Source organism: Mycobacterium sp. E1715 (genome assembly GCF_001667625.1).
In the GTDB taxonomy this organism is placed as follows: Bacteria; Actinomycetota; Actinomycetes; order Mycobacteriales; family Mycobacteriaceae; genus Mycobacterium.
The window spans coordinates 1-22,573 of record NZ_LZJJ01000144.1 but is presented as its reverse complement, the minus strand read 5'-3'; the positions used below and the strand labels follow the sequence as shown (position 1 = coordinate 22,573).

28 protein-coding genes and 1 tRNA gene are annotated in these 22,573 nt (G+C 69.2%); 10 read left to right on the top strand and 19 right to left on the bottom strand.

Going from position 1 to position 22,573, the window contains the following annotated elements; all coding sequences use genetic code 11:
- The coding region (locus A9X03_RS30130) for a hypothetical protein (RefSeq protein ID WP_231975367.1) at nucleotides 1-92 on the bottom strand (92 nt) is incomplete at its 3' end.
- Between the two features lie 72 nt (nucleotides 93-164).
- Here A9X03_RS30130 and A9X03_RS08070 point away from each other — a divergent pair.
- Entirely contained in the window at nucleotides 165-770 is a 606-nt protein-coding gene (locus tag A9X03_RS08070) for an alpha-ketoglutarate-dependent dioxygenase AlkB (RefSeq protein ID WP_067783174.1), read from the top strand.
- On the opposite strand, the gene A9X03_RS08065 is transcribed toward A9X03_RS08070, so the two are convergent.
- Genes A9X03_RS08065 through A9X03_RS08055 form a run of 3 tightly spaced genes read right to left on the bottom strand, consistent with a single transcriptional unit; the run spans nucleotide 767 to nucleotide 3,082 of the window.
- On the bottom strand, nucleotides 767-1,420 hold the full coding sequence (locus A9X03_RS08065; RefSeq protein WP_067758055.1) for a DUF5642 family protein: 654 nt from the start codon (nucleotides 1,418-1,420) through the stop codon (nucleotides 767-769). The two genes, A9X03_RS08070 and A9X03_RS08065, sit on opposite strands and share 4 nt — an antisense overlap.
- A gap of 28 nt (nucleotides 1,421-1,448) precedes the next feature.
- The gene (locus A9X03_RS08060) at nucleotides 1,449-2,135 is read right to left on the bottom strand and encodes a DUF5642 family protein (protein WP_067758058.1); all 687 of its coding nucleotides are present in this window, start codon (nucleotides 2,133-2,135) and stop codon (nucleotides 1,449-1,451) included.
- Nucleotides 2,132-3,082, bottom strand: a complete 951-nt coding sequence (locus tag A9X03_RS08055; protein WP_067758186.1) for a GNAT family N-acetyltransferase — start codon at nucleotides 3,080-3,082, stop codon at nucleotides 2,132-2,134. The genes A9X03_RS08060 and A9X03_RS08055 overlap by 4 nt, the downstream gene beginning before the upstream one ends.
- Nucleotides 3,083-3,422: 340 nt before the next feature.
- Here A9X03_RS08055 and A9X03_RS08050 point away from each other — a divergent pair, with 340 nt between their 5' ends.
- Nucleotides 3,423-4,169, top strand: a complete 747-nt coding sequence (locus A9X03_RS08050; RefSeq protein ID WP_231968918.1) for a WecB/TagA/CpsF family glycosyltransferase — start codon at nucleotides 3,423-3,425, stop codon at nucleotides 4,167-4,169.
- On the opposite strand, the gene A9X03_RS08045 is transcribed toward A9X03_RS08050, so the two are convergent.
- The 3 genes from A9X03_RS08045 to A9X03_RS08035 are packed head-to-tail and all read right to left on the bottom strand — an operon-like array spanning nucleotide 4,156 to nucleotide 6,342.
- Nucleotides 4,156-4,710: an HAD-IIIA family hydrolase gene (locus tag A9X03_RS08045; protein ID WP_068260496.1), complete on the bottom strand. Its 555-nt coding sequence runs from the start codon at nucleotides 4,708-4,710 to the stop codon at nucleotides 4,156-4,158. The two genes, A9X03_RS08050 and A9X03_RS08045, sit on opposite strands and share 14 nt — an antisense overlap.
- 10 nt (nucleotides 4,711-4,720) lie before the next feature.
- Nucleotides 4,721-5,338 carry an SIS domain-containing protein gene (locus A9X03_RS08040; RefSeq protein WP_082950256.1) on the bottom strand — a complete coding sequence of 206 codons (618 nt, stop codon included), beginning with the start codon at nucleotides 5,336-5,338 and terminating at the stop codon, nucleotides 4,721-4,723.
- Nucleotides 5,326-6,342: a GHMP kinase gene (locus A9X03_RS08035; protein WP_067758189.1), complete on the bottom strand. Its 1,017-nt coding sequence runs from the start codon at nucleotides 6,340-6,342 to the stop codon at nucleotides 5,326-5,328. Before A9X03_RS08035 ends, A9X03_RS08040 begins: the two co-directional genes overlap by 13 nt.
- A 196-nt stretch (nucleotides 6,343-6,538) precedes the next feature.
- On the opposite strand from A9X03_RS08035, the gene A9X03_RS08030 reads away from it, so the two are divergent.
- Complete coding sequence (locus A9X03_RS08030; protein WP_067758067.1) at nucleotides 6,539-7,282, top strand: class I SAM-dependent methyltransferase; 744 nt, start codon at nucleotides 6,539-6,541, stop codon at nucleotides 7,280-7,282.
- On the opposite strand, the gene A9X03_RS08025 is transcribed toward A9X03_RS08030, so the two are convergent.
- The 3 genes from A9X03_RS08025 to A9X03_RS30805 all read right to left on the bottom strand — a co-directional run bounded on the left by A9X03_RS08025 (nucleotide 7,279) and on the right by A9X03_RS30805 (nucleotide 9,079).
- Complete coding sequence (locus A9X03_RS08025; protein ID WP_067758071.1) at nucleotides 7,279-7,530, bottom strand: hypothetical protein; 252 nt, start codon at nucleotides 7,528-7,530, stop codon at nucleotides 7,279-7,281. The two genes, A9X03_RS08030 and A9X03_RS08025, sit on opposite strands and share 4 nt — an antisense overlap.
- A gap of 85 nt (nucleotides 7,531-7,615) precedes the next feature.
- On the bottom strand, nucleotides 7,616-8,761 hold the full coding sequence (locus tag A9X03_RS08020) for a M42 family metallopeptidase (RefSeq protein WP_067758074.1): 1,146 nt from the start codon (nucleotides 8,759-8,761) through the stop codon (nucleotides 7,616-7,618).
- 66 nt (nucleotides 8,762-8,827) lie between these two features.
- Nucleotides 8,828-9,079: a hypothetical protein gene (locus tag A9X03_RS30805; protein WP_067758079.1), complete on the bottom strand. Its 252-nt coding sequence runs from the start codon at nucleotides 9,077-9,079 to the stop codon at nucleotides 8,828-8,830.
- 51 nt (nucleotides 9,080-9,130) lie between these two features.
- On the opposite strand from A9X03_RS30805, the gene A9X03_RS08010 reads away from it, so the two are divergent.
- From A9X03_RS08010 to A9X03_RS08000, 3 genes are all read left to right on the top strand, one after another.
- Nucleotides 9,131-9,739 carry a TetR/AcrR family transcriptional regulator gene (locus tag A9X03_RS08010; RefSeq protein ID WP_067758082.1) on the top strand — a complete coding sequence of 203 codons (609 nt, stop codon included), beginning with the start codon at nucleotides 9,131-9,133 and terminating at the stop codon, nucleotides 9,737-9,739.
- Entirely contained in the window at nucleotides 9,736-10,560 is an 825-nt protein-coding gene (locus A9X03_RS08005; protein ID WP_068260492.1) for a hypothetical protein, read from the top strand. The genes A9X03_RS08010 and A9X03_RS08005 overlap by 4 nt, the downstream gene beginning before the upstream one ends.
- A gap of 319 nt (nucleotides 10,561-10,879) precedes the next feature.
- On the top strand, nucleotides 10,880-11,671 hold the full coding sequence (locus A9X03_RS08000) for an alpha/beta hydrolase (RefSeq protein WP_067758194.1): 792 nt from the start codon (nucleotides 10,880-10,882) through the stop codon (nucleotides 11,669-11,671).
- Between the two features lie 65 nt (nucleotides 11,672-11,736).
- Here A9X03_RS08000 and A9X03_RS07995 read toward each other — a convergent pair.
- The 5 genes from A9X03_RS07995 to A9X03_RS07975 form a co-directional block, all read right to left on the bottom strand.
- Nucleotides 11,737-11,809 (bottom strand) — tRNA-Ala (locus A9X03_RS07995).
- 50 nt (nucleotides 11,810-11,859) lie between these two features.
- Nucleotides 11,860-12,876, bottom strand: a complete 1,017-nt coding sequence (glpR, locus tag A9X03_RS07990) for a gephyrin-like molybdotransferase receptor GlpR (protein WP_068260489.1) — start codon at nucleotides 12,874-12,876, stop codon at nucleotides 11,860-11,862.
- 192 nt (nucleotides 12,877-13,068) lie between these two features.
- Nucleotides 13,069-13,722: a GNAT family N-acetyltransferase gene (locus tag A9X03_RS07985; RefSeq protein WP_197499159.1), complete on the bottom strand. Its 654-nt coding sequence runs from the start codon at nucleotides 13,720-13,722 to the stop codon at nucleotides 13,069-13,071.
- A gap of 21 nt (nucleotides 13,723-13,743) precedes the next feature.
- Nucleotides 13,744-15,039, bottom strand: coding sequence for a gephyrin-like molybdotransferase Glp (gene glp / locus A9X03_RS07980; RefSeq protein ID WP_067758095.1), 1,296 nt, complete (start codon nucleotides 15,037-15,039; stop codon nucleotides 13,744-13,746).
- 88 nt (nucleotides 15,040-15,127) lie between these two features.
- The gene (locus A9X03_RS07975) at nucleotides 15,128-16,039 is read right to left on the bottom strand and encodes a UTP--glucose-1-phosphate uridylyltransferase (RefSeq protein ID WP_067758098.1); all 912 of its coding nucleotides are present in this window, start codon (nucleotides 16,037-16,039) and stop codon (nucleotides 15,128-15,130) included.
- A gap of 76 nt (nucleotides 16,040-16,115) precedes the next feature.
- Here A9X03_RS07975 and A9X03_RS07970 point away from each other — a divergent pair, with 76 nt between their 5' ends.
- From A9X03_RS07970 to mscL, 4 genes are all read left to right on the top strand, one after another.
- A complete protein-coding gene (locus A9X03_RS07970) occupies nucleotides 16,116-16,715 on the top strand; it encodes a 5-formyltetrahydrofolate cyclo-ligase (RefSeq protein WP_068260486.1) in 600 nt (199 codons plus the stop codon).
- 89 nt (nucleotides 16,716-16,804) lie between these two features.
- Nucleotides 16,805-17,140 (top strand): FmdB family zinc ribbon protein, encoded by a 336-nt coding sequence (locus A9X03_RS07965; RefSeq protein ID WP_067758104.1) that lies wholly within the window; start codon nucleotides 16,805-16,807, stop codon nucleotides 17,138-17,140.
- Between the two features lie 66 nt (nucleotides 17,141-17,206).
- A complete protein-coding gene (locus A9X03_RS07960) occupies nucleotides 17,207-17,872 on the top strand; it encodes an SAF domain-containing protein (protein WP_067888344.1) in 666 nt (221 codons plus the stop codon).
- A 66-nt stretch (nucleotides 17,873-17,938) separates the two neighbouring features.
- The gene (mscL, locus tag A9X03_RS07955) at nucleotides 17,939-18,400 is read left to right on the top strand and encodes a large-conductance mechanosensitive channel protein MscL (RefSeq protein ID WP_067780546.1); all 462 of its coding nucleotides are present in this window, start codon (nucleotides 17,939-17,941) and stop codon (nucleotides 18,398-18,400) included.
- An 8-nt stretch (nucleotides 18,401-18,408) separates the two neighbouring features.
- On the opposite strand, the gene A9X03_RS07950 is transcribed toward mscL, so the two are convergent.
- The 4 genes from A9X03_RS07950 to A9X03_RS07935 form a co-directional block, all read right to left on the bottom strand.
- Nucleotides 18,409-18,966, bottom strand: coding sequence for a molybdenum cofactor biosynthesis protein B (locus A9X03_RS07950; protein ID WP_055402749.1), 558 nt, complete (start codon nucleotides 18,964-18,966; stop codon nucleotides 18,409-18,411).
- Nucleotides 18,966-20,432, bottom strand: coding sequence for a S1C family serine protease (locus A9X03_RS07945; RefSeq protein WP_067758114.1), 1,467 nt, complete (start codon nucleotides 20,430-20,432; stop codon nucleotides 18,966-18,968). Before A9X03_RS07945 ends, A9X03_RS07950 begins: the two co-directional genes overlap by 1 nt.
- A 79-nt stretch (nucleotides 20,433-20,511) precedes the next feature.
- Nucleotides 20,512-22,059, bottom strand: coding sequence for a HAMP domain-containing sensor histidine kinase (locus A9X03_RS07940; RefSeq protein ID WP_067888338.1), 1,548 nt, complete (start codon nucleotides 22,057-22,059; stop codon nucleotides 20,512-20,514).
- Nucleotides 22,060-22,075: 16 nt separating this feature from the next.
- Nucleotides 22,076-22,573: response regulator transcription factor (locus A9X03_RS07935; RefSeq protein WP_068260483.1), on the bottom strand; the 498-nt coding region annotated here is incomplete at its 5' end.

Sequence of the window (22,573 nt, the reverse complement as noted above, 5' to 3'; positions counted from 1 at the left end):
TTGAGCCGCCGCAGCTCGCCGCCGGGGCGGTGCAGGATGACGACGCGCAGCGCTCCCACCTCGGAATTGGTGCCCAGCTCAACCACACCCACCACGGTAGCGGCGCCGGACCCGGCCGTCCCGGCGCCCGGCCACTCGAACGGGTGTGCGATAGACTGGGCGCCGTGGAGATGGCGGTACAAGGCTCCCTGTTCCAGCACACCGAGCGCAGGCAACTCGGTGACGGCGCCTTTATCGAAATCCGCGCCGGCTGGCTCACCGAAGCCGACGACCTGCTCGAAGCGCTCCTGACCGCGGTTCCGTGGCGGGAGGAACGCCGCCAGATGTACGACCGGGTGGTCGACGTGCCGCGGCTGGTGAGTTTCCACGACCTCACGGTCGACGAGCCGCCGCATCCCCTGCTGGCCCGGCTTCGGCGCCGGCTCAACGACATCTACGCCGGCGAACTCGGCGAGCCGTTCACCACGGTCGGGTTGTGCTGCTACCGCGACGGCTCCGACAGCGTCGCCTGGCACGGCGACACCATCGGCCGCAGCAGCTCCGAGGACACCATGGTGGCCATCATCAGCCTCGGCGCCACCCGCACGTTCGCCATGCGGCGGCGCGCGCGTCCTGCCAAAGGCCCGTCGTTGCGGCTGCCGCAGGCGCATGGGGATCTGCTGGTGATGGGCGGATCCTGCCAACGCACCTGGGAGCACGCCGTGCCCAAGACGTCGGCGCCGGTGGGCCCCCGCATCAGCATTCAGTTCCGCCCGCGCGGCGTCCGCTAGCTGCGGACGGCCTTCACCGCGCTCACCAGCAGGTCGCGGGCGCGCTGCGTATCGACCGGCGCGACCGGCTGCCCGGGGATCACCAGCGGATTGGCCGTGACGATCACCTGGTAATCACCGAACTGGGCCGAATAGTCGTAGAGTTCGCCGGTGCGCGGCCCGCCGGCGACCAGCGCCTGCAGCACGCGGTGCACCCCCAGCGTGTGAGTCCCGTCGATCTGCGGGGCGTCGACCACCTCCACGCCGCCGCGGAGCTGCGGCCCGGAGAACGCGATTTTCGCGCAGTCCTTGCCGGGTTCGTTGAGAGGCAACGCTTTTGACGTTTCCACGGCGATGACCACGAACCGGTTGCCCTTGCCCTCGGCGGACACCGCGGCCATGTTGCCCTGCAGGTCCGGCGGCATTTCCGGCCCCGTCGCCGCCTTCGCGCAGGTGGCGGGATCGAACGTCAGCCCCTCCGGGAGCTTGCGTCCGGACAGCACCTTGGGATCGATCCCCCGCTCGCCGATATCGGTGACCTTGAAGTCCGGCCCGAAGCTCGACTTCACGTCGGCGACCTTCTTGATGTCGGCTTTGGCCGAGGTCGCCTCCCCCGACGAGCAGCCTGCGAGCACACCCACCACCGCGACCGTGACCGCCACCTTGAACACCGTGGCTAATCTACCCAAGGCGGTTGCGTCAGCTGCGCAACGTGGACACCGTTTTGACGAGCAGATCGCCGGCGAATTGCGGTGGCAGCGCGGGCACCACCGAACCCGGATCGGTGGTCAGCGTGGTGAACGCGTAGAAGTTCCCCAGGTACGCGGTGAAGGTGTATGTGCGCGAATCTATCTCGGTGCCCGACTCGACCGACGACTTGACGTCGGTGACCATCCCGACGGTTTGGGCGCCCTCGATGTGCGGGGCGTCGATCAGGTGCACGGTCGCCGTCGTGCGCCCGGCGGTCATCGTCCACTGGCCACACGCGGCTACCACATCGTCGGGCAGATCCACCGGCCCCGGCAAAGCCACCACCACCGCGTCGACGATGCCGCCGCTACCCGACCCCGACACGCCCTGGGCCGTCTGGTCGCGCCCATTGCCGGGATCGGCGAGCTGACCGCATTGCGCCGGCTTGGCGCGGGTGTCCGACGCCTCCGGCCCGAGGCTCCAGATCACCCGGGGTGACGCCCCGCCGGGAATGCCCGTGGTCGCCTCGTAGCCGGGCGGGAGCTCGCGAACGACGCGTTTGATGTTGGCCGGGTTGACCGCCTTCGGCGCCGGCGTTTTCGTCGGCGCGGGCGAGGGAACGGGGGCGGGCGCGTGACCGCACGCGGCAACCACCAACGCGAGCGCGCAAACCGGGCCGATCCGGAACGGGCTCAGCCGACCACCTCGATCATCTGGCGGGCGACGTGCTCGATCTGGGCGGCCACGTCACGCCGGAACCCGTGGTCGCGCCGGTGCGGCACGTCGATGACGGTGGTGATGACGCCGATGTCCTCGCGCTGCCAGACCGCCCCGTAATGGTCCATGATGGTGCGCATCGGCAGGTTGTCGGAAAGCATTCGCGCGGAGAATCTTTCGACCCCGGCGACCCGAGCGGCGATCGACAGCGCATTGACCAGGAAGGTGCCGATCCCCCGGCCCTGATAGGCGTCGGCGACGGTGAAGGCGATCTCGGCGATGCTGCGGTCGGCCTCGTCACGCACGAAACGCGCGTCGGCCACCGGGTCGCCGCCGTCGATCACCACCCAGACGAAGTGGTCGACGTAGTCGACCTCCGACAGGTAATGCATCAGCGCCGGGGTGGGCAGGCGCGGCGTCATGAAACGCCGGTACAGCGTCTCGCTGGAGAATTGGATGTGCCCGTGCACGGTTCGCTCGCTGTCACCGGGCAGCACCGGTCGCAGCATCAGGTGCGTGCCGTCGCGGACCCGGATCGGGATCGGCGTGATGAACCCGGCGAGCCGCTGGCGCACCGTCCGCAGCAGCCGCTCCATCACCCCGGGGATGTGCACCATGCGCGCGAACGCGTCGTTGTCACCGATCCAACCCGTCAGCGGCCCGGCGGTGGTGACCGTCGCGGTCCGCGGGATGTGACGCAGCAGCGCGATCTCCCCGATCAGCATCCCCGGGAACGCATGCTCGACGATGACCACACCGTCGTCGCCGACGTGGGTGATCTCGACGATGCCGGACGAGATGAGCAGGAAGGAAACGGCCTGCTCGCCCTGCTTCATCAGCACTTGGCCGGACCCGGCGCGCAGCGGTTGCAGGGAGGCGGCCAACGGCGCGAGATCGGAGGTGGGACACCCCTCGAAGATGTCCATCGTCGCCAGCTCGTCCGCGCGCGCGCCGGTCAAGGCCACTGCGATAGCCCGCCGATCACACGGTCGTGGCGTGGGTCTGCGCCTCGCGGTGACCGCCGCTTTGCCATGACCTGCCCGCCTGCGTTGCCGTCGTCTACCCCGCCAGTCCCGAAACTCCCGACGCGGTCGGATGTTGCCCAGGTTATGGGCTCGGTTCCGGGCGCGGCAAGGACGCGCGGCCGATAGTTCGCGAGGGCGCGTCGGCCGGTCCGCCGGTGATGCCGCGGGGCATGATGATCGGGTGAGCGCAGGCCGCCGAAGTTCACCGAGGCTGACCGGCGCGGGACCGCGGAAAATCCAGGTGGGCGGTCTCTGGTTCGACGCCCTGACCCAGGAACAGGTCGTCGGGGCGGTGCGCGGCGCCTGGGCCGCCGGCCGCGGCGGATCGATCGTGCCGGTGAACATCGACGTCGCCCTGGCGGCCGCCCGCCGCACCGAACTCGCCGACCTGATCGCCCGCGCCACCCTCGTCGTCGCCGACGGCATGCCGCTGGTGTGGGCGGCGCGGGCCAAGGGCGACAGGCTGCCCGAGCGCGTCGCCGGCTCCTCGCTGATATTTCCGCTGAGCGCCGCGGCGGCCGCCGACGGCAAGTCGGTCTACCTCCTCGGCGGCGCCGAGGGCGTACCGGAGCGGGCGGCCGAGGCGCTCGTCGCGCACTCGGCCGGCCTGCGCATCGCGGGCACATGCTCGCCGCCCTTCGGCTTCGATCAGACGGAGGAGGGGGCGCGGCGCGCCGTGGCGGCCGTCGTGGCCGCCGCTCCCGACCTGGTCTTCGTCGGCCTGGGCTTTCCCAGGCAGGAACGGCTCATCGAATTGCTGCGCGCGGAGCTGCCCGGCGCCTGGTGTCTCGCCTGCGGTGGCGGCATCGCGATGACCGCCGGGATCGTCCGCCGGGCGTCCCCCGTGCTGCAACGGCTGGGCTTCGAGTGGGTGCACCGGCTGGCGCTCGAGCCGCGCCGGCTCGCCCGCCGGTACCTGCGGGACGATCTACCGTTTGCGCTGGCATTGGTGATTCGCTCTGCGGCGCAACGGTTTAGGCGGGACTAGATTCCTTCGCGCTCAAGATGATTCGCACGGCGGCGGCGAGGTCGCCGGCCACGACGTCGGCGCCGTGAGCGTGTCCCCCGCCGGGGCGCAGCAGGACGGTCGCCGCGCCGGCCGCCCGGCCGGCCAGCACGTCGGTCTCGCTGTCGCCGATCATCACCGACTCGGCCAACGCGAATCCGTGCTCGCGCGCCGCGCGCAACAACATGCCCGCCCCGGGCTTGCGGCAGTCGCAGCTGGCCGCCGCGTGCGGGCAGTGGTACTCGGCGTCGAGGCGGGCGCCCTCGTCCGCCAGCAGGTGTTCCAGCCGGTCCTGGACGGCGGCGAAACGCGCGGCCTCCGCAGCCGGTTCGGACAGCCAGCGCTGATTCGTCACCAAGACGGTGCGCAGGCCCGCCGCGTTCAACGCGGCCACCGCGCGGGCGGCGCCGGGCAATAGCACCAGCTCTTCTGGCGACCTGACGTACTCGCCGTCGGCGGCCTTGACGTTGATCGTCCCGTCCCGGTCCAGGAAGACGGTACGGACGTTGCGCAGATCGGGCATCCGGTCGGTCTCAGGAGGGCCGGTCAAACAGCGCCGCTTCGACCATCTCGCAGATCGAGTGACCGAGGTGCAGGCATGCCTCCTGGACGCGGCCGGTGTTGTCGCTGGGCACCCGGATGCACAGCGCGGCGACGTCGGCCACCTTGCCGCCGCGCGCACCGGTGAGCGCGACGGTCGCCATCCCGGCGTCGGCGGCCGCCTCGAGCGCGCGAACGACGTTCGGTGAGTTGCCCGAGGTGGTGAGGCCGACCACCACGTCGCCCGCGCGGCCGGCGGCGAGCACCTGGCGGGCGAACACCTCGTCGTAGGAGTAGTCGTTGCCGATCGCTGTCATCGCCGCGGTGGCGTCCGGCAGGCTGATCGCCGCCAGACCGGGTCGGTCAAACGCGAAGCGGCCCATCAGTTCTGCGGCCAGATGCCCCGCGTCTTGCGCGGATCCGCCGTTGCCGAAAAAGATCACCTTCCCGCCGGAGCGAAGCGAGGAGATCATCAGCCGCGCGATCTCGACGGTCTGCGCGGCGATGGCGCCCGAGAGCATTTGCTGCTTGACGGCGATCGTGTCCGCCAACCGCGCCTGGACCAGCTCGACGCTCGGGGCGACGACATCCGAGCTGCTCATGCCTGCCATGTCGTGAGTCCTTTGCTCTCGAAGGCGAATTCGGTGATGGTCGCTCCGGCCGACTCGAGGGATTCGATGAGGCGGTGTTTCTTCGCGAAATCGCAGAACAGCAGGATGTAACCGCCGCCGCCGGCCCCGGTGATCTTGCCGCCGAGTGCACCGTTGCGCAGGGCCAGGTCGTAGAGCTCGTCGATGCGTTCGTTGGTGATGTAGGGCGACATGCGCTTCTTCTGCGTCCACGCCTCGCCGAGCAACGCGCCGAAATCGTTCAGCTTGTTCGTCAGCAGGGCGGCCTTCATGGCGACCGCCAACTCCTTCTGCGCCCGCAGTCCCGCCAGGGTGTCGTCCGCGCCCGTGGTGGCGCGCCGCGTCTGGTCCTCGATCACCCGCGCGGAATCCCGCGTGATGCCCGTAAAGCACAGCAGCAGGCTGAGTTCCAGCTCGAACGCGGTCTCCTCGCGGATGCGCAGCGGGTTGACGATCACGCGGTCGGTGAACTCGATGAAGTTGAATCCCCCGAACGTCGCGGCGTACATGTCCTGCATGCCGCCCGTGATGCCCAGGTCCTCACGCTCGATGGCGCACGCCAGCTGCGCGGTCTCGTATTCGCCCATCGGGACGCGGTAGTGCTCGGCGAGCAGGCCGGTGAGGGCAACCATCATCGTCGACGACGAGCCCAGCCCCGAACCCGGCGGTGCGCTCGACCGCAGCACCAGGTCGTAGCCGTCCGTGCCGTCCTTGCCGAACCTGCGCACAGCGGCCTTGATCAGATCCAGGCTGCCGTCGTAGAGGATCTCGCTGTCGAGCGTCATCTCGTGGGTGGTCTTGAAGTCCACCGACTCGATCGTGACCCTGCGATCGGTCCGCGGGGAAAGCGAACCCTGCGCGTAGCGGTCGATGGTCGCCGACAGGACGCAGCCGCCCTCGGTGGTCGGGAACGGCGGTACGTCCGTGCCGCCCCCAGCGAACGAGATCCGCAGCGGCGCGCGGGCACGGATTCTTGGCCGGGGCAGGGGATTCACTGTCGACGTATATCCGCTCAGCCGGCCGACGCGCGTCCCGCGATAGTCGGCGAAATGTGCGCCACGTGCCAACCCCAATGCATCGATCTCTTCGGAAGAGCCCTAGCGTAGCAGCCGGATCGGCAGAAAAATCGGGATTCACCTGCGGATTGTGCCCACCCGTCCACGCCTTCACGAAAGCCATGAAATGAGCCAGGATGCAGTCGAATTGACCCGCGGCCTCCTCACCGAGACCGCCACGCTGCGGCACGGTTTCCTCGACGTACTGGGCGAGTCGACGACTTCGCCGGCCCCGACGTTCGCCCAGCGCGCCATGAACAGCCCTCTCGTCGCGACAATCTACGAGCGGCTGTGGCGGCCGGCCGCCTTCTACGTCGCCAGCGGCGTCACCACCGGCGCGGAGCAGCGGCGCGCGGCATCGGCGCTGAAGCTGTCCGGCGCAGACAGATTGCTCGATGTCGCCTGTGGCCCAGGCAATTTCACGGGTTCCCTGGCCGCACAACTATCGGACGGCGGGCTGGCCGTCGGCTTCGACATCTCCGAGCCGATGCTGACGCGCGCCGTCTTGGACAACAGCGCCCCGCGCACCTGTTATGTCCGCGGCGACGCTCGCGCGCTGCCGTTCGCCGACGAGACTTTCGACGCGGTCTGCTGCTTCGGCGCGCTGTATCTGATGCCCGAGCCGTTCGGTGTGGCACGCGAAATGGTGCGGGTGCTGCGGCCCGGGGGGCGGATCGCGATCCTGACCAGCTACACGCCCGACCTGCCCGCGATCCGGTACGCGATGACCAGCGGCGCGCGCGTCATCGGGCTGACCATGTTCGACCGGCACGCCTTCGTCGAGCTGTTCGCCTCGGCCGGCCTGGTCGACGTCGAGCAGCAGACCCAGCGCGCGTTGCAGTTCGTCGTCGCCGCTAAGCCCGAGAGCTAGGACGCCACCTTGCCCACGCCGAGCACCCGGACGACCGGCGTTCCCGCCTCGCACTCCAATACCCAGGGTTCGCCGCCGTCGACGGGCTCCGAGGTGAGCGTGAACATCACCGGCCGGCCGCTGCGCTGCGTCATCTGCGTGCATTCCACCCGGAACAGGCGATAGTCGCCGCCCCGATCGATCGCGAGCGAGAACCCGGGCCGCACCGACTCAACCGGCACCTTCTGCAGGTAGTAGTCAACGTTCATCCGTCGACCGTAGGGCCGTCAGAACGGCGCGCCGGGTGCCGCCACGCGGCTCTTAGGCAATGTTCAGGCAAATTTTGGGACGGCATTAGGGTTCGCCGCGCGCGTGCGCTCCCGGCTGCATGACGAACTCCACGACGATCGCCGCCATGTCGTCGATCGCACTGCGGAGCATGACTTCGTAACCGTGGGTGCTCAGCGTGGGCAGACATAGCAGGCCCGCGCGCGGCGTCAGACCGTTGGCCTTGGAGTGCGACGCGTCCGACTCAAAGGCGCCCAGCACCGCCCCCTGCGGCGACAGGCCCAAGTCGTTGGCGATGCCCGTCAGCCGGTCGGCGACGTCCTTGTCGTAGACGCACAGCGCGTCGCTATAGCCGATGATCGGGCCGCCGCTGACTTTGGTGCCGTACTCGCGCTCGGTCGGGCCGACCTCGAGCGCGAGGGTCAGGGTGCCGGGCAGCGATCCGCTGGCGTAGGTGCCCCCCACCCCGCCGATCTCTTCGTTGGTGGTGAACGCGAGATAGACGTCGTCGACGGGTCGTTGGCCGCGCTCGCGCAGCACGCGAGCGGCGCGCAGCAGGGCGGTCACCGCGGCGCGATCGTCGAGGAAGTAGCAGCCCAGATAGTCGCCGATTTCGACCAGGGTCCGCTTGCTGCGGTCGACGCACACCCGCGTGCCCGGGCGCACCCCCGCGGCTTCCAACTCGTCGGGGCTGCGGCCGGTGAAGACGTAGACGTGGTCCCAGTCCAGCGCCTTGTCGCCCTGGTCGGGCTTGGTCTGCCAGATCCGCTGGCTCTCCTGGGTGGTGTGTTCGGAGCCCAGTGTGAGGACCGCGGTCAGCGTGGCGTTCTCGCCGAGCACGGCGACCGGACCGAGGCCGAAGTTGCCCGGGTACATCGTCCCGAGCTGCGTCAGGTGCAGCGTCCCGTCCGCTTCCACCCGCTTGACGAGCATGGACAGTTCGTCCATGTGCGCCATGACCCGCGTCGCGACGCCGGGCTCGGCCGCCGAGGACACCCGGTGCCGGTGCCCGTGCCCGGCGCCCTCGGCGGGGGGCTCGGCACCGATGTAGCCGATCAGGTTGCCGGCGTCGTCGGTCCACATGTCGTCAACGACGGGACGGAGTTCTCGGGCACACACGGCGCGGACGTCGGCTTCCTGGCCGCACGGCCCGTAGGCCCACAGCAGTTCCTGCAACAGCTCGTCGATGGAATCGTCCTCGCGCGGCGCCATTCGGTCCTTTCGGTTGATGGCTTGTCGCAAGGATCAGTACCCGCGCCGCGTCATGGGCAATCGCGCTCACTCGCAGGCGAGTTCCGGTCGTTCGGGGCGGTGCGGCAGCAGGCTGGGCAGCCACTTCCCCACGTCCGCGGCCGTGAGGTTCGAGGCCCGCTCGAGGTGTTGGCCCACAACGATGTTCGCCTCCAACCGGGCGCGCGCCGCCACGTCGTCCGGGTTGCCGGAGGCGCACGCGGCGGGGAGATCACCCGACCGGTTGCCCTGGGGGGTCGCTCGCCGCGCGCTGGAACGGTGAACGACGCCGCGTACCATTCGTTGACGGTCGTCATTGACGGTCGTCAGCCAAAGACGTAGGGTGCGTCGATGGGGTCATCGCCCGCCTCCTCCGTGACCGAAACTCCACCCGGTGGCGTCCGGGAGGCCCGGCGACTCGAAACGCGGGCGCGCCTGTTCGACGCCGCGCTGGGCGAGATCGGGCAGCGCGGCTTGGCCGCGGCCGATGTCAGCGCCATCGCCGCCGCGGCGGGCGTGGTGCGGGGAACGTTCTATTTCCATTTCCCGACGAAGGAGCACGTGCTCGCCGAGCTGGAGCGCGCCGAGGAGAGGCGGATAATTGGCGAGCTCGGCGACGCCAAGGGCGATTTGGCCACTGTCCTGTCGGACGTCGTATCGCGGATACTCGACGCCGAAAATCGTTTGGGTGCAGGCGTTTTCCGGGACATGCTCGGTCTGCATTTCTCGCCATCGCGTCCCGTTGAAGAGGAGCTGGCGCAGCACCCGATCGCACAGTTCCTGGCGGGCGTGATCGGCCGTGCGCAAGACGCGGGACAAGTCTCGTCCGACGCGGACGCAACGGAACTGGCGATGTTCTTTCTCACCGGGCTCTTTGCGCTGCTCGCCGTTGGATCACACGACCCTGCGCTGTTAAGTCGTTACGTATCAACGAGTGTCAACGGAATGGAGAAACGATGAACAGCACGAGCATCGAGGGGTATCGCGATTTCCTCGCTAGGCGCGACGGCGAGGCCGACCTACTCAACCGACGATTGGCGAAGCGCGAGCAGTTCTTCGGTCAACTCGAAGCGAACCCCGTCCGGTCGGCCCACCCGATCGATCAACAGACGTTCCTGCGCAACCTGCGCCGCCGGCGGCCCGAGGCAGGCCTGGATCGCAAGATGCTGTTCCTGCTGGCGACGGCCAAGCTGAATCAGGCCGAGCGGTTCGGCGTGGGGCTCGGCGAAACCTACGGGCGCAACAGCGGTCACGATGCGCCGCCCGAAAGCGTCTACCTCGAACTGGAAGAGCACTACCACACCCGGCTGCTCGCATACGCGCTCGACGTCTTCGACCTGACGTTCCAAGTCGCCCCTCCCCCGTTCGTCATGCGCCAGTTCGTCAAAACCGGCGTGATCATGCCGCAAAGGCTGGGCTTTGCGTTCGTCGGCGCCGGCGAGATGGCGGGCTGCATCATGTTCGACGAGTTACGCCGCGCCGGCACAGAACTGTTCGCCGACGAACCGGAAGTCTGCGCGCGAATCGAACTGCTCTACCGCGAAATCCTCACCGACGAGATCGGCCACGTCGGCTACTGCGCCTCGCGCTGCACCGCCGGCGAGCGGGTGATCATGCGCCGCATCTACCCGTTCGTGGGGCGGATGTTCGCCCGGCAAACCGCCGAGATCGGCATGCTGGTCGACCCGAAGGCGTTGCACGCCCGACTCGACCGGCCCTTCGACGTCGACGAGCTCACCGCCGGCCTGGGCAACGAAACCTATCTCGTCGCCCGTCCGTGAGGGGCGGCTCGCGCACCGCGTCGCGTGGCAGGTGGTTGGCGGGAGGGACTGAGGTGTGGGAAACCTCGAGCCACGGCCCGTTGCTTGAGCCGTAACAGTCTGGCCTCAGCTTGTTCCATTGGGACTCTGTTCAGTCCCTTCCTGAGTTGAGCCTGCCACCCGGTGGCCACCTACCGGTAGTGCTGATCGCCTTTCGGGGGCATTGTTCGCTCAATGGACTGCGGGGTGCTCGGCGAACCAAGGCCCGCGGACGCTGGAATTTGCCGACGGCCAGGCCAAATCGCCACGACGGATGGTCGCCGGTGCCATCCTTTTGGGTATGTCCGAGACGCGGCACGTTGTCCTGATTCACGGCAACTGGTCACGCGGAGAACAGCTGGCCGCCGCCCGCGCCGCGTTCCAGGATCGCGGTTACACCGCGCATACGCCGACGCTGCGGCATCACGAATTGCCGATCCACGAGGGGGCCGCCAAGGTGGCCTCCCTAAGCCTGCGGGATTACGTCGACGACCTGGTGGCCTTCGTCGGTTCGCTCGAAACGCCACCGTTGTTGGTCGGCCACTCGATGGGCGGCCTGCTCGCCCAACTGGTCGCCGCACGCACCCCCCACACCGGGCTGGTCGCGGCATGTCCCGCCCCCGCTGCCGGCATCGGCGGTTCGACTCCCGCCAACAGGCGGATGTCGGCGCCGTGGTTCCTGCGCTCGCGCGCCTGGGCCAAACCGGTGCCTCCTCCCCCGTTCGAGCGATTCCGGCAATGGGTGGCCAACACCCAATCTGAGGACACCGCCCGCGAGATATATGACGGCCTGGTTTGCGATTCCGGTCGAGCACAGTGCGAGATGCTCCTTGCGATACTCAGGCTCTCCCGGGCAACCCGCGTCGATGCCGCCGCGGTGAGCGCGCCGGTGTTGGTGATTGGGGGCGAATGCGACCTGATCGTGCCGGCAGGGGTGTTGCGCAAGACCGCGGCGCAATACCGGCACGCGGACGTCGTCGTGATACCCGACTCCGACCACATGGTCTTCTCGGGGGCTTCCCTACCGCTAACCATGAGCCACATTGACGCGTGGCTGACAAAGAATGAGCTCTTCGCCGCCACGCCGAACTAGGTGCCGTGACGCGCGCTTGCTGATCGACCGCCTTGGCGAAGCGCCCTTTACCTGATCAATCTCTGTGGAGCTAAGGGGATTCGAACCCCTGACCTACTCGATGCGAACGAGTCGCGCTACCAACTGCGCCATAGCCCCTGATCGCTAGCAGGCTACCAGCCGCGGGCCGAACCGCCGAAACGCGATCGCTACTCGCCGACGGCCCGCGGCAAGTCCCTGGGCCAGCCGTAGTTGCGCATCGGCATCGCGTAGTCCAGGTGCTCGAAGATCGGGTCCTCGTCGTCGATCTCCAGGACCACCGCGCCCGGGCGCCGCAACCGCGACGGGACCACGTCGTAGTCGCGGTCGTAGGCGTTCTCGACGCCCATGCGCGCCCGCGACATCCGCTGCATCCGGCGGCGACGGACCTTCTCCTCGATGCGGGTCTGGCGCCGCAGGTAAGCCAGGTAGAGCAGCGTCACGACGGTGGCGCTGCCGCACGCCCACCAGGCGGTCGGCGAAATCTTGAACGCGGCCGTGGCCGTGCCGACCAGCACGACGGCCATCACCATCAACACGCGCTTGCGGAAGGCGTACTTGCGGGCGCTGACCGCGGCGGCGGTCTTGGTGTCGAAGCGGCGGCGCCGAGAGGCGTTCCGCGGGACGGGCGGCGGCATCTCGTCGTCGGCCTCGGCCTCGGGCTCCAGACCCGAAGAGTCGTCGACGTATTCGAAGCCCTCGTCGGCTTCGTCGCCGGCGTGGGCGACCACGTCGGTGTCGGAGTCCTCGTCGTCCTCGTCGGCCTCGGCTTCTTCCTCGACGACGGCTTCGACGGCCGCCGGCAGGGCCTGAGAATCCTCGACGACATCGACGTCGAGGTAGTCGGGCTCGGTGAGCTCGGGTGTCGCGATCTTCATGACGACGGGGCGCGCGGCCCGCAGCTCCTCGGTGTCGTGCTCTTCGTCTTCGTCACCCTCGGCGAGGTCGAGCTCGTTGTCGGCCGACTCTTCCGGCGGTTTCCAGTCGGGGTCGCTGCGATGACCCGCGGCCGGGCCGCTGCGCTTGATCAGGCGGGAGTTCGCGCCGCCGTTGAGGACCCGGGTCGCCAGGGCGACGTCGCTGGTGCGGCGCACGGCGTCGCGTTTGCTGACGAGCATGGGCACCAAGACGAACAGCCAGAGCACTACGAGCGAGATCCACAACAGTGACTGCGGAATGCTTGGCATGACGACCTGCTCTCTTCGGTTCCGATTCCGCGAAGCCCCTCGGAGGCCAGCGCGGCCGGGTCTTGGTGACCAGGACAATTACACACCTGTAATTTGCCTCTCACAAGCACCACGAGTCACTCGTGTCGCGGTAGCCACACGGGGGCCAAATGCGCTAGTCGCGGCGCGGCCGCCCAGCGCGGGGCTGCGCCGTCACGCCCAGCTGGCGTGCCCGCCCCGGACCAGGGTCGATGCCACCGACCCGGACACCTCCTCGGCCGTAATGGCCATCAACAGGTGGTCCCGCCACGCCTTGTCGACCTCGAGGTAGCGCTGCAACAAACCCTCTTGCCGGAAGCCGACTTTTGCCAACACGGCCCGGCTGGCCGCGTTCTCGGGGCGCACGGTGGCCTCGACGCGGTGCAGCATCACCGGACCGAAGCAGTGATCCAGGCCCAGCGCCAGGGCTGCCGTGGCCACCCCGCCGCCGGTCGCCGACCGCGGCACCCAATAGCCGATCCACGCCGATCGCAACGCCCCATGGGTGACGTTGCCGATGGTCAGCTGGCCACAGAAGCGTCCGTCGAGCTCGATGACGTAGGGCAGCATGCGGCCCGCACGGGCCTCCGCGCGCAGGCCGGAGCACAGCGCCGGCCACGCGGCGACGGTGTGCCGGGTCGTCCAATCGCTCTCCGCGCTGGGCTCCCACGGCTCGAGGTGGGCGCGGTCGGCCAACCGGATGCGGCTCCATTGGGCGCCGTCGCGCATCCGCACCGCCCGCAGTCGGACGACTCCCGCCGGCACCCGCAAGGGCCCGACATCCAGCGGCCAGCCCGGGTGGCGGGCGTTGGTGCGCAACAGGTTCACGAGCCGGCGGAGTCGTTGCACTTAACCGCGCTGAGCCAGGAAGGCGACATCGACGATTTCGCCGGTGCGGATCTGTTCGGCGCCGCTGGGCACCACCACGAGGCAGTTGGCTTCGGCGAGGGTGGCCAGCAGGTGCGAGGACGCCCCGGGCGGCCCGCCGAGTGCCTGCACCAGATATTCACCGGTCTCCTGGTCGCGCATCAACTGGCCGCGCAGGTAGCCCTTGCGCCCGGCGACCGACGTGATCGGCGACAGGGTGCGGGCCTGCACGATCCGGCGCATCGGCTGACGCTTGCCCAGCGAGAGCCGGATCAGCGGCCGGACCATCACCTCGAAGACCACCAGCGCGCTGACCGGGTTGGCGGGCAGCAGAAACGTCGGGACGCCGTCGCGGCCGAGCTGCCCGAAGCCCTGGACCGACCCGGGGTGCATCGCGACGCGGACGACTTCCATCTCCCCCAGCTCGGAAAGGACCGAGCGCACCGACTCGGCCGCGGCACCGCCCACCCCGCCGGCGATCACCATCACCTCGGCGCGGTTGATCTGGCCCTCGACGGTGTCGCGGAATTCCTTGGGGTCGTTGCTGACGATGCCGATGCGGTTGACCTCGGCACCGGCATCGCGGGCCGCCGCCGCCAGCGCGTAGGAGTTGACGTCGTAGACCTGGCCGTTGCCGGGGGTGCGCGAAATGTCGACCAGTTCACCACCGACGGCCAACACCGTCACCCGGGGCCGCGGATGCACCAGCACCCGCTCGCGGCCGACCGCCGCGAGCAGCCCGACCTGGGCCGCGCCGATCACCGTGCCGGCGCGCACCGCGACGTCGCCGGGCTGCACGTCGTCGCCGGTGCGGCGCACGTACGCACCCGACGGCGCGCCGCGCAGGATCCGCACTCGCTTGCTCCCGCCGTCGGTCCAGCGCAACGGGATCACCGCGTCGGCGAGCGTGGGTAGCGGGGCTCCCGTGTGCACTCGGGCGGCCTGGCGCGGTTGCAGGCGGCTGGGGGTGCGCGCGCCGGCCTCGACGGTTCCCATCACCGGCAAGACCAGGCCCTCGCGCCGGTCTTCGTCCAGCTCGGCGTCGCCGGGCGGCGGCTCAGGCATGCTGTCGGCTCCCACTTCGCCGATGCCCAGCACGTCGACGCTGCGCACCGCGTAGCCGTCGATCGCGGCCTGGTCGAAGCCGGGCATGGGCCGCTCGGTGACAACTTCCTCGGCACACATCAATCCCTGCGCCTCGGCGATGGCCACCCGGATGGGCCGCGGCGCCACCGCGGCAGCGGTTATCCGGGCCTGCTGCTCCTCAACAGAACGCACAGCGCGCCTCTCTGCCCTCTGATGCCCCTGGCGGGCACCGCCCTCATCAGCCCTACGGGCGCCGTCGTGGGCCGGGCGTATCGGCCGGCTACTTCTCGGCCAGGCCTAACCGCGCCACCAACCATCGCCGCAAATCCGGGCCGTAGTCGTCACGATCCAATGCAAAGTCAACCGCAGCCTTGAGGTAGCCGCCGGGATTTCCCAAGTCGTGTCGAGATCCGCGATGCACGACGACATGCACGGGGTGGCCCTCCGCGATGAGCAACGCGATCGCATCCGTGAGCTGCACCTCGCCGCCCACCCCGCGGTGGACGCGGCGCAACGCGTCGAAGATGGCCCGGTCGAGCACGTAGCGGCCCGCGGCGGCGAAAAGCGATGGGGCGTCCTCTTGCTTGGGCTTCTCCACCATGCCGTTGACCTTCAGCACGTCCGGGTTGTCGTCACCGGGCACCGGCTCGACGTCGAAAACCCCGTACGCGCTGACCTCGTCGGGCGCCACCTCGATCGCGCACAACACGGTGCCGCCGTATTGCGCCCGCACCTTCGACATCGTTTCGAGGACGCCGGTCGGCAGCACCAGGTCGTCGGGTAGCAGCACCATCACGGCGTCGTCGTCCGACGTCAGGGTGGGCTCCACGCAGCCGATGGCGTGGCCCAGGCCGAGCGGCTCGGCCTGCACGACGGACTCGACCTTGATCAGCTGCGGCGCGCGCCGCACCTTATCGAGCATCGCCTTCTTGCCGCGCGCCTCCAGCGTTCCCTCGAGGACCAGGTCCTCGACGAAGTGGGCGACGACGCCGTCCTTGCCCTCGGAGGTGATGATCACCAGGCGGTCGGCGCCCGCCTCGGCCGCCTCGGCGGCCACCAGCTCGATGCCAGGGGTGTCGACGACCGGCAGCAGCTCCTTGGGCACCGTTTTCGTCGCGGGCAGGAAGCGGGTACCAAGACCGGCGGCGGGCACGATCGCCGTGTGTGGGACCACCACTTTTGGGCTTGACATTGTTCACACGATAACCCGACAGCGGTTTGCCGAGTCGATGTGGCGCGGCCAAAGATCCGGCTGCAATGGTTGAGGCATGGCGACCACCGGTAAGGCCGCGTTGCGGGCCCAGTTGCAGGCGGCCCGCCGCCGCGTTGCCGACGAGGTGCGGGCCGAGGAGGCCCGGATGCTGAGCGGGCGGATCGAGGACCTGGAAAGCATCATGAGCAGCGGTGACACCGTGTGCGCGTACGTGCCAGTGGGCGCCGAGCCCGGGTCGATAGACATGCTCGACGTGTTGCTGCGGCGGCCCGGACGCGTGTTACTGCCGGTTGCGCGCACGGCCGCCGACGGCGCGGCGCTGCCATTGCGCTGGGGCGAATATCGGCCCGGCACCCTGACGTCCGCGCGGTGGGGGTTGCTGGAGCCGCCGGAACCCTGGTTTCCGGCCTCGGCCATCGCCGAGGCGAGCCTGATCCTGGTGCCGGCGTTGGCCGTCGACCGCTTTGGGGCCCGGTTGGGCCGCGGTCGTGGCTTCTACGATCGCTCCCTGGGCGGCCGGGGTCCCCACGCGCGGCTGATCGCGGTGGTGCGCGACGCGGAGTTGGTGGACCGGTTGCCCGCCGAGCCGCACGACATCCCGATGACGGACGCCCTCACGCCCAGGCGGGGACTAGTCGCGCTCGGTCGCGGGTAACAGATCGGGAATGAGTGACGTCACGTGGCGGTTCTAGCACTTGAGACGCTAGAGTGCTAACAGGCTTTTGCAACCATCCGGAGGTTTTCGTGCCGACTTACAGCTATCAGTGCACCGAGTGCGACGATCGCTTCGACATCGTGCAGGCCTTCACCGACGACGCGCTGACCACCTGCAAGCGCTGCTCCGGGCGGCTGCGCAAGCTCTTCAACTCCGTAGGAGTGGTGTTCAAGGGCAGCGGCTTCTACCGCACCGACAGCCGCGAGTCCGGCAAGAAGTCCGCGAGCTCGACCAACGGATCCTCGTCGAGCGACTCCGGCTCGAACGGCGCATCAAGCGAAAAGTCCGGATCGACCGAGAAGTCCGGTCCGAGCGAGAAGGCGACCAGCAGCTCCGCGGCGTCCACCGCGTCCGCCTCGAGCTGACGGGTTATCCACAACCGTTGCGCCGACGACGTTCGGCGCTGACCCCCATGCGCCTACCGTTGCGGCGTGGGCGAGTCGTCACTGAACCCAAGCCCGTTCAACCGCCTTTTGCTGCTGCGTCCCGATTGGACACGTACGGTGCTGGCGCGGCGGATCGCGGCGGGCGGGCTTGTCGTGTTGGCCGGCGTGGCGGCGCTGCGCTCCAACCCGGCGGGTGACTACGCCGAGGTGGTGGTCGCCGACCACGACCTGCGGCCCGGCGCCGCGTTGACGCCCGCGGATGTCCACCTCGAAAAGCGTTTGGCCGCAACCGTTCCCGATGGCTCACTGGCCGACGTGAGCGCGGTGGCCGGGTCGACGCTGGCCGGTCCGACGCGGCGCGGCGAGGTGCTCACCGATGTCCGGTTGCTCGGCAGCCGGCTCGCCGAGTCGACCGCGGGACCCGGTGCCCGCATCGTGCCGCTGCGCCTGGCCGACAGCGCCCTGATCGACCTTGTCCGCGTCGGCGACGTCGTCGACGTGCTGGCCGCACCGGCGACCGCGGGGCCGGAGCCGGCCCAGGCCACCCCCAAGGTGGTGGCCACCGACGCCGTCGTGGTGCTCGTGTCGGCCAAGCCGAAGGTCCAGGCCGCGGACGGTGACCGCGTAGTGTTGGTTGCGCTGCCGGCTCGCGTGGCGAACACGGTGGCGGGCTCGGCGCTGGGTCAGGCGGTGACCCTCACCCTGCACTGAGTGCCTCGCCGTCGTTGGCCCCGCAGCTGACAGCAAACTCTGTCCAATCCCAGGAAGGACATCTGAATGTTCAAAGGGTTCAAGGAGTTTCTCTCGCGGGGCAACATCATCGACCTGGCCACCGCGGTGGTCATCGGTACCGCCTTCACCGCGCTGGTCACCCAATTCACCGACAGCATCATCAAGCCGCTGATCAACCGCGTCGGTGTCAACGAGAAGTCGAATCTCGGCATCCTGCGGATCGGCATCGGCGGCGGCCAGACCATCGACCTCAACAACGTGCTGTCGGCCGCCATCAACTTCGTCATCATCGCGGCCGTCGTCTATTTCCTGGTCGTGTTGCCGTACACGACCCTGCGCAGGCGCGGGGAGGTCGAGCAGGCCGACGACGCCCAGATCGTTCTGCTGACGGAGATCCGCGACCTCCTGGCGCAGACCAACGGCGACTCGTCCGGTCGCCACGGCGGCGCTGCCACCACCACGACGCCCCCGCCGGAGCACGGACCGCGCGCCGACGCCGAGGCGTAGGGCCCCGGCTAGATCTCCAGGCTCGACAATTGCCCGATGATCTGTGCGGCGAGGGGATTCAGCGTCGCCATCCCGTCGCGCACCGCATAGCGGGAACCGGCGAGGTTCACCACCAACGTGCTCCCGGACACGCCGGCCAGGCCGCGTGACAATCCGGCGTCGGTGATGCCCGCGGAGAGCCCCGAGGCGCGAATGGCTTCGGCGATGCCGAGGATCTCGCGGTCCAGGATCTCGCGGGTGGCTTCGGGGGTGACGTCGCGTGGGGTGACGCCCGTCCCGCCGACCGAGACCACCAGGTCCACCCCGCCGATCACCGCGGTGTTGAGCGCGTTGCGGATCTCGACCTCGTCGGCCGCGACCGCGACCACACCGTCGACGACGAACCCCGCCTCCGTGAGCAGCTCGGTGACCAGCGGCCCGCTGTGGTCCTCATCCCCGTGGGCGGTGCGATCGTCGACCACCACGACCAGGGCCCGGCCAACCACCAACTCCGCACCCGTTTCCATGGGTGCCACCGTATAACCGAGCTCGGACAATCCGGCCGCCGAGGGTTCTTCGACTCGCATTACTGATCCGCCTTCCCCAGAGTCACCGGCACGGTACGGCTGCCACCACCAGCGGGATCCTGGAAGGTCAGCGAAATCTTGTCACCGGGCGCCTTCGACCGCACGGCGGCGACCAAGGCGTCGGCGCTGTTGATCGGGCGGTCGTCGACCTTGGTGACGATCACGTTCTTGGGCACTCCGGCGGTCGAGGCCGCCCCGCCCGGCACCACGTCGACGACCTTGGCGCCCGGGGAACCCTTGTCGTTGGTCACCTGCACGCCGAGCGACGCATGGGATGCCTTGCCGCTGCTGATCAGCTCGTCGGCGATGCGCTTGGCCTGATCGACCGGAATGGCGAAGCCGAGGCCGATCGAGCCGCTCTGGGCGTCCGGCGAGTCCGCACCCAGGGTGGCGATCGCCGAGTTCACGCCGACCAGCTGGCCATTCATGTTGACCAGCGCGCCGCCGGAGTTACCCGGGTTGATGGCGGCGTCGGTCTGGATGGCGTCCAGCACGGTGTTCTGGTTGCCCGACTCACCGGTGGTGGACACCGGCCGGTTCAGCGCGCTGACGATGCCGGTGGTCACCGTGCCCGACAGGCCCAGCGGCGACCCGATGGCCACCACCGGTTGGCCGACGCGCAGGTCCGACGAGGAGCCCAGGGAGATCGGGGTCAGGCCGGACATGCCCTGCACCCGGATCACCGCGATGTCGCTGGTGGGGTCGGCACCGACGACCGTGAACGGCGCGGTGCGGCCGTCGGCGAAGGTCACCGTCGTCTTCGGAGCAGGCCCGGCGGGACCGCCGGGCGGACCACCGGGGGGCGCACCGGGAACCACGGGCGCTTTCGGCGGCCCCGCGGCCGCCGCGACCACGTGATTGTTGGTCAGGATGAGCCCGTCGGCGGAAAGGATGATGCCGGAGCCCTCCTCGGACTGGCGGCCCAGGTCGGTCTCCAGCATGACGACACTGGGCACCACCTTGGAGGCGACCTGTTCGACGCTGCCCGGCGGCATGTTGGCCGCCGGGACGCTGGGTGCGCCGATGACGGTGTGCCCATTGCTGGTGGTCGAATGCGTCCCCAGCTCGACGGCCGTCGCCGCGGCCCCGCCGATGCCAGCCGAAACCACCGCGATGGTCAGCGCACCGACAGTCAAAAGCCCTGCGCGGGAACGTTTTTGGGGACCCGGCGGCATCGGCGGCAGCATGCCGGGAATCGGGCCCGTGCCGGTGGCCCCGGGGACCGGGCCTACCCCGGTCCCGCCGGGGATCCGCCCGGGACCGGTGCCGCTGAACGGGTCGTACGGCTGGCGGAACTGGTTCGTCTGGGATTGATGCCGCCAGTCGAACGGCTGGCCGTACGGTTGGGCGTGCCCCTGGCCGTAAGCAGAGGTCCCCGGGTGGCTCGGGGTGGGCGCAGGCTGATTCGGCGCAGGGTGGTACCCCGGCTGCTGCGGCGGTGGCGAATACCTCGGGTCATTCGTCATAGCGCTAGGTCGCTCTTCCTCTATCTCAGTATTCGGCTCGTCGGTTCGACAGGGCTCTTCAACAGTAGTGGCTGCACACCTACGTTGCCCGGGCGGACTGAGAGTCCACTGAGATAACGTTCGCGGGTTCCCGAGAGTTCGACTGGCCGGTCATCCGAACCGCGGGTTCGGTGACGGATTCTTCGCCGGCGGCCGCGGCAGACGACGTCGGATAGGCCGTGGGCGGCATCGGCCGGCCGGGCAGCAGCACGTAGAACGAGGTCCCGGGCGGCTGTCCGCCCGGGACGGTGTCCTCGACGCGGAGCAATCCACCGTGATTCAGCACGACCTTCTTGACGATCGCCAGCCCGAGCCCCGAACCGGGCATGGCGCGCGCGGTCGTCGACCGGTAGAACCGCTCGAACACCAGCCGCCGTTCGTGCGGCGGGATGCCCGGGCCTTGATCGGAGACCACCAACTCGGCGTGCGACGGGTCAAGTTGCCGCATGGTGATGCCCACGTGACCGCCCGGCGGGCTCCACTTGGCCGCGTTGTCCATCAGGTTCAGCACGGCGCGCGACAGGCCCGCCGCGTCGCCGTACATCTGCCAGGGGGTTACGTCGACGTCGAAGTGAATGTCGTTGCGGCGCCGCCTGACCCGCTCCAGACTGCGGTCGATGACCTCGGACATGTCGACCGGTTCGTGCACCACCTGGCCGGCGTCGTCGCGGGTGAGGTCCACGAGATCACCCACCAGCGTGGACAGTTCCTCGATCTGCGCCAGCACGTCGGCGCGGAGCTCGACCATCTCCTGCTCGGGCAGCCGCGGCGCCCCCGGTTCCATGGAGGCCATCAGCAGCTCGACGTTGGTCCGCAACGACGTCAGCGGGGTGCGCAGTTCGTGCCCCGCGTCGGTGACCAGCCGCGCCTGACGCTCGCGGGACTCGGCCAGCGCGCGCAGCATCAAGTTGAAAGCCTCGGTGAGCCTGGCCAATTCGTCGCTACCGAACACCGGGATCGGCCGCAGGTCGTCGGTGCGCGCGACCCGTTCGGTCGCCTCGGTCAGGCGGGCCACCGGGCGCAGCCCCGCCCGCGTGACCATGCCGCCCGCGACCGCGGCGACCGCGACGCCGATGCCGCCGACGATCAGCAGCACCCAGCGCAGCTTGGTCATCACGGCCTCGGTCGGCTTGAGGCTCTTGGAGATCAGCAGCGAGCAGCCATTGGGCAAGTGAATGGCCAGGACTCGTTGATCGGACGCGGTGCGCCGGGACATGAACAGATCACCGCGGATCACCGCCTTTTCCGGCGCGCCGACCGGCAGCGTCTGACCCGGCTGTTGCGCCGTGTAGATCGAGTGGCCCGGGTTCACCAGCATCGCGTTGACATCCGAATACGCGGTGCCCTCGATGGCCTTGCCGGGATCGGCGGCCAGTGAGCCGCTGGCGATCAGCAGCTGAGCCCGGCTCTGCAACTGGTTGTCGATATCGCTATACAGCGCAGCCGAAATCACCGCGTACACGGCGAACGCCATCAGCACGACGACCATGGCCACCATCGACATCGCCAGCAGCATGACGCGCCACCGCAGGGACAACGAACTGGTGGCGCGCAGCGGCACGCGTGGGGGCCGTTGGTACCTGATCATCGCGGGATGTGACTCGTCACGGCGGCGTCTCCCGAAGGACATAGCCCACGCCGCGCACCGTGTGGATCAGCCGTGGCTCGCCGTCGGCCTCGGTCTTGCGGCGCAGATAGCCGACGTAGACCTCCAGCGCGTTGCCGGAAGTGGGAAAGTCGAAGCCCCACACCTCTTCCAGGATCCGGCTGCGGGTGAGTACGCGGCGCGGATTGGCGATCAACATTTCCAGCAAGGCGAATTCCGTGCGCGTAAGGCTGATTTGGCGCTGCCCGCGGGTGACTTCGCGGGTCACCGGATCCAGCGTCAGGTCGGAGAACTGCATGGCCACCGATTCGGCGTCGTCGTCGTCCGGCTTGGTCCGGCGCAGCAGCGCCCGCATGCGGGCCAGCAGTTCCTCGAGCGCGAACGGCTTGGGGAGGTAGTCATCCGCGCCGGCGTCGAGCCCGGCGACGCGCTCGGAGACCGAATCACGGGCGGTGAGCACCAGGATGGGTAGGTCGTCGCCGGTGCTGCGGAGCTG

Coding starts and splice junctions, on each gene's coding strand:
- A9X03_RS08010 (WP_067758082.1), top strand. CDS start 9,131: ATGGGGTCATCGCCCGCCTCCTCCGTGACCGAAACTCCACCCGGTGGC.
- A9X03_RS07970 (WP_068260486.1), top strand. CDS start 16,116: ATGGCGACCACCGGTAAGGCCGCGTTGCGGGCCCAGTTGCAGGCGGCC.
- A9X03_RS08055 (WP_067758186.1), bottom strand. CDS start 3,082: ATGGACATCTTCGAGGGGTGTCCCACCTCCGATCTCGCGCCGTTGGCC.
- A9X03_RS08045 (WP_068260496.1), bottom strand. CDS start 4,710: ATGCCCGATCTGCGCAACGTCCGTACCGTCTTCCTGGACCGGGACGGG.
- A9X03_RS08020 (WP_067758074.1), bottom strand. CDS start 8,761: ATGGCGCCGCGCGAGGACGATTCCATCGACGAGCTGTTGCAGGAACTG.
- A9X03_RS07975 (WP_067758098.1), bottom strand. CDS start 16,039: ATGTCAAGCCCAAAAGTGGTGGTCCCACACACGGCGATCGTGCCCGCC.
- A9X03_RS07945 (WP_067758114.1), bottom strand. CDS start 20,432: ATGACGAATGACCCGAGGTATTCGCCACCGCCGCAGCAGCCGGGGTAC.
- A9X03_RS08000 (WP_067758194.1), top strand. CDS start 10,880: ATGTCCGAGACGCGGCACGTTGTCCTGATTCACGGCAACTGGTCACGC.
- A9X03_RS08005 (WP_068260492.1), top strand. CDS start 9,736: ATGAACAGCACGAGCATCGAGGGGTATCGCGATTTCCTCGCTAGGCGC.
- A9X03_RS07940 (WP_067888338.1), bottom strand. CDS start 22,059: ATGATCAGGTACCAACGGCCCCCACGCGTGCCGCTGCGCGCCACCAGT.
- A9X03_RS07950 (WP_055402749.1), bottom strand. CDS start 18,966: ATGCGAGTCGAAGAACCCTCGGCGGCCGGATTGTCCGAGCTCGGTTAT.
- A9X03_RS08030 (WP_067758067.1), top strand. CDS start 6,539: ATGAGCCAGGATGCAGTCGAATTGACCCGCGGCCTCCTCACCGAGACC.
- glpR (WP_068260489.1), bottom strand. CDS start 12,876: ATGCCAAGCATTCCGCAGTCACTGTTGTGGATCTCGCTCGTAGTGCTC.
- A9X03_RS08025 (WP_067758071.1), bottom strand. CDS start 7,530: ATGAACGTTGACTACTACCTGCAGAAGGTGCCGGTTGAGTCGGTGCGG.
- mscL (WP_067780546.1), top strand. CDS start 17,939: ATGTTCAAAGGGTTCAAGGAGTTTCTCTCGCGGGGCAACATCATCGAC.
- A9X03_RS08040 (WP_082950256.1), bottom strand. CDS start 5,338: ATGGCAGGCATGAGCAGCTCGGATGTCGTCGCCCCGAGCGTCGAGCTG.
- A9X03_RS30805 (WP_067758079.1), bottom strand. CDS start 9,079: ATGGTACGCGGCGTCGTTCACCGTTCCAGCGCGCGGCGAGCGACCCCC.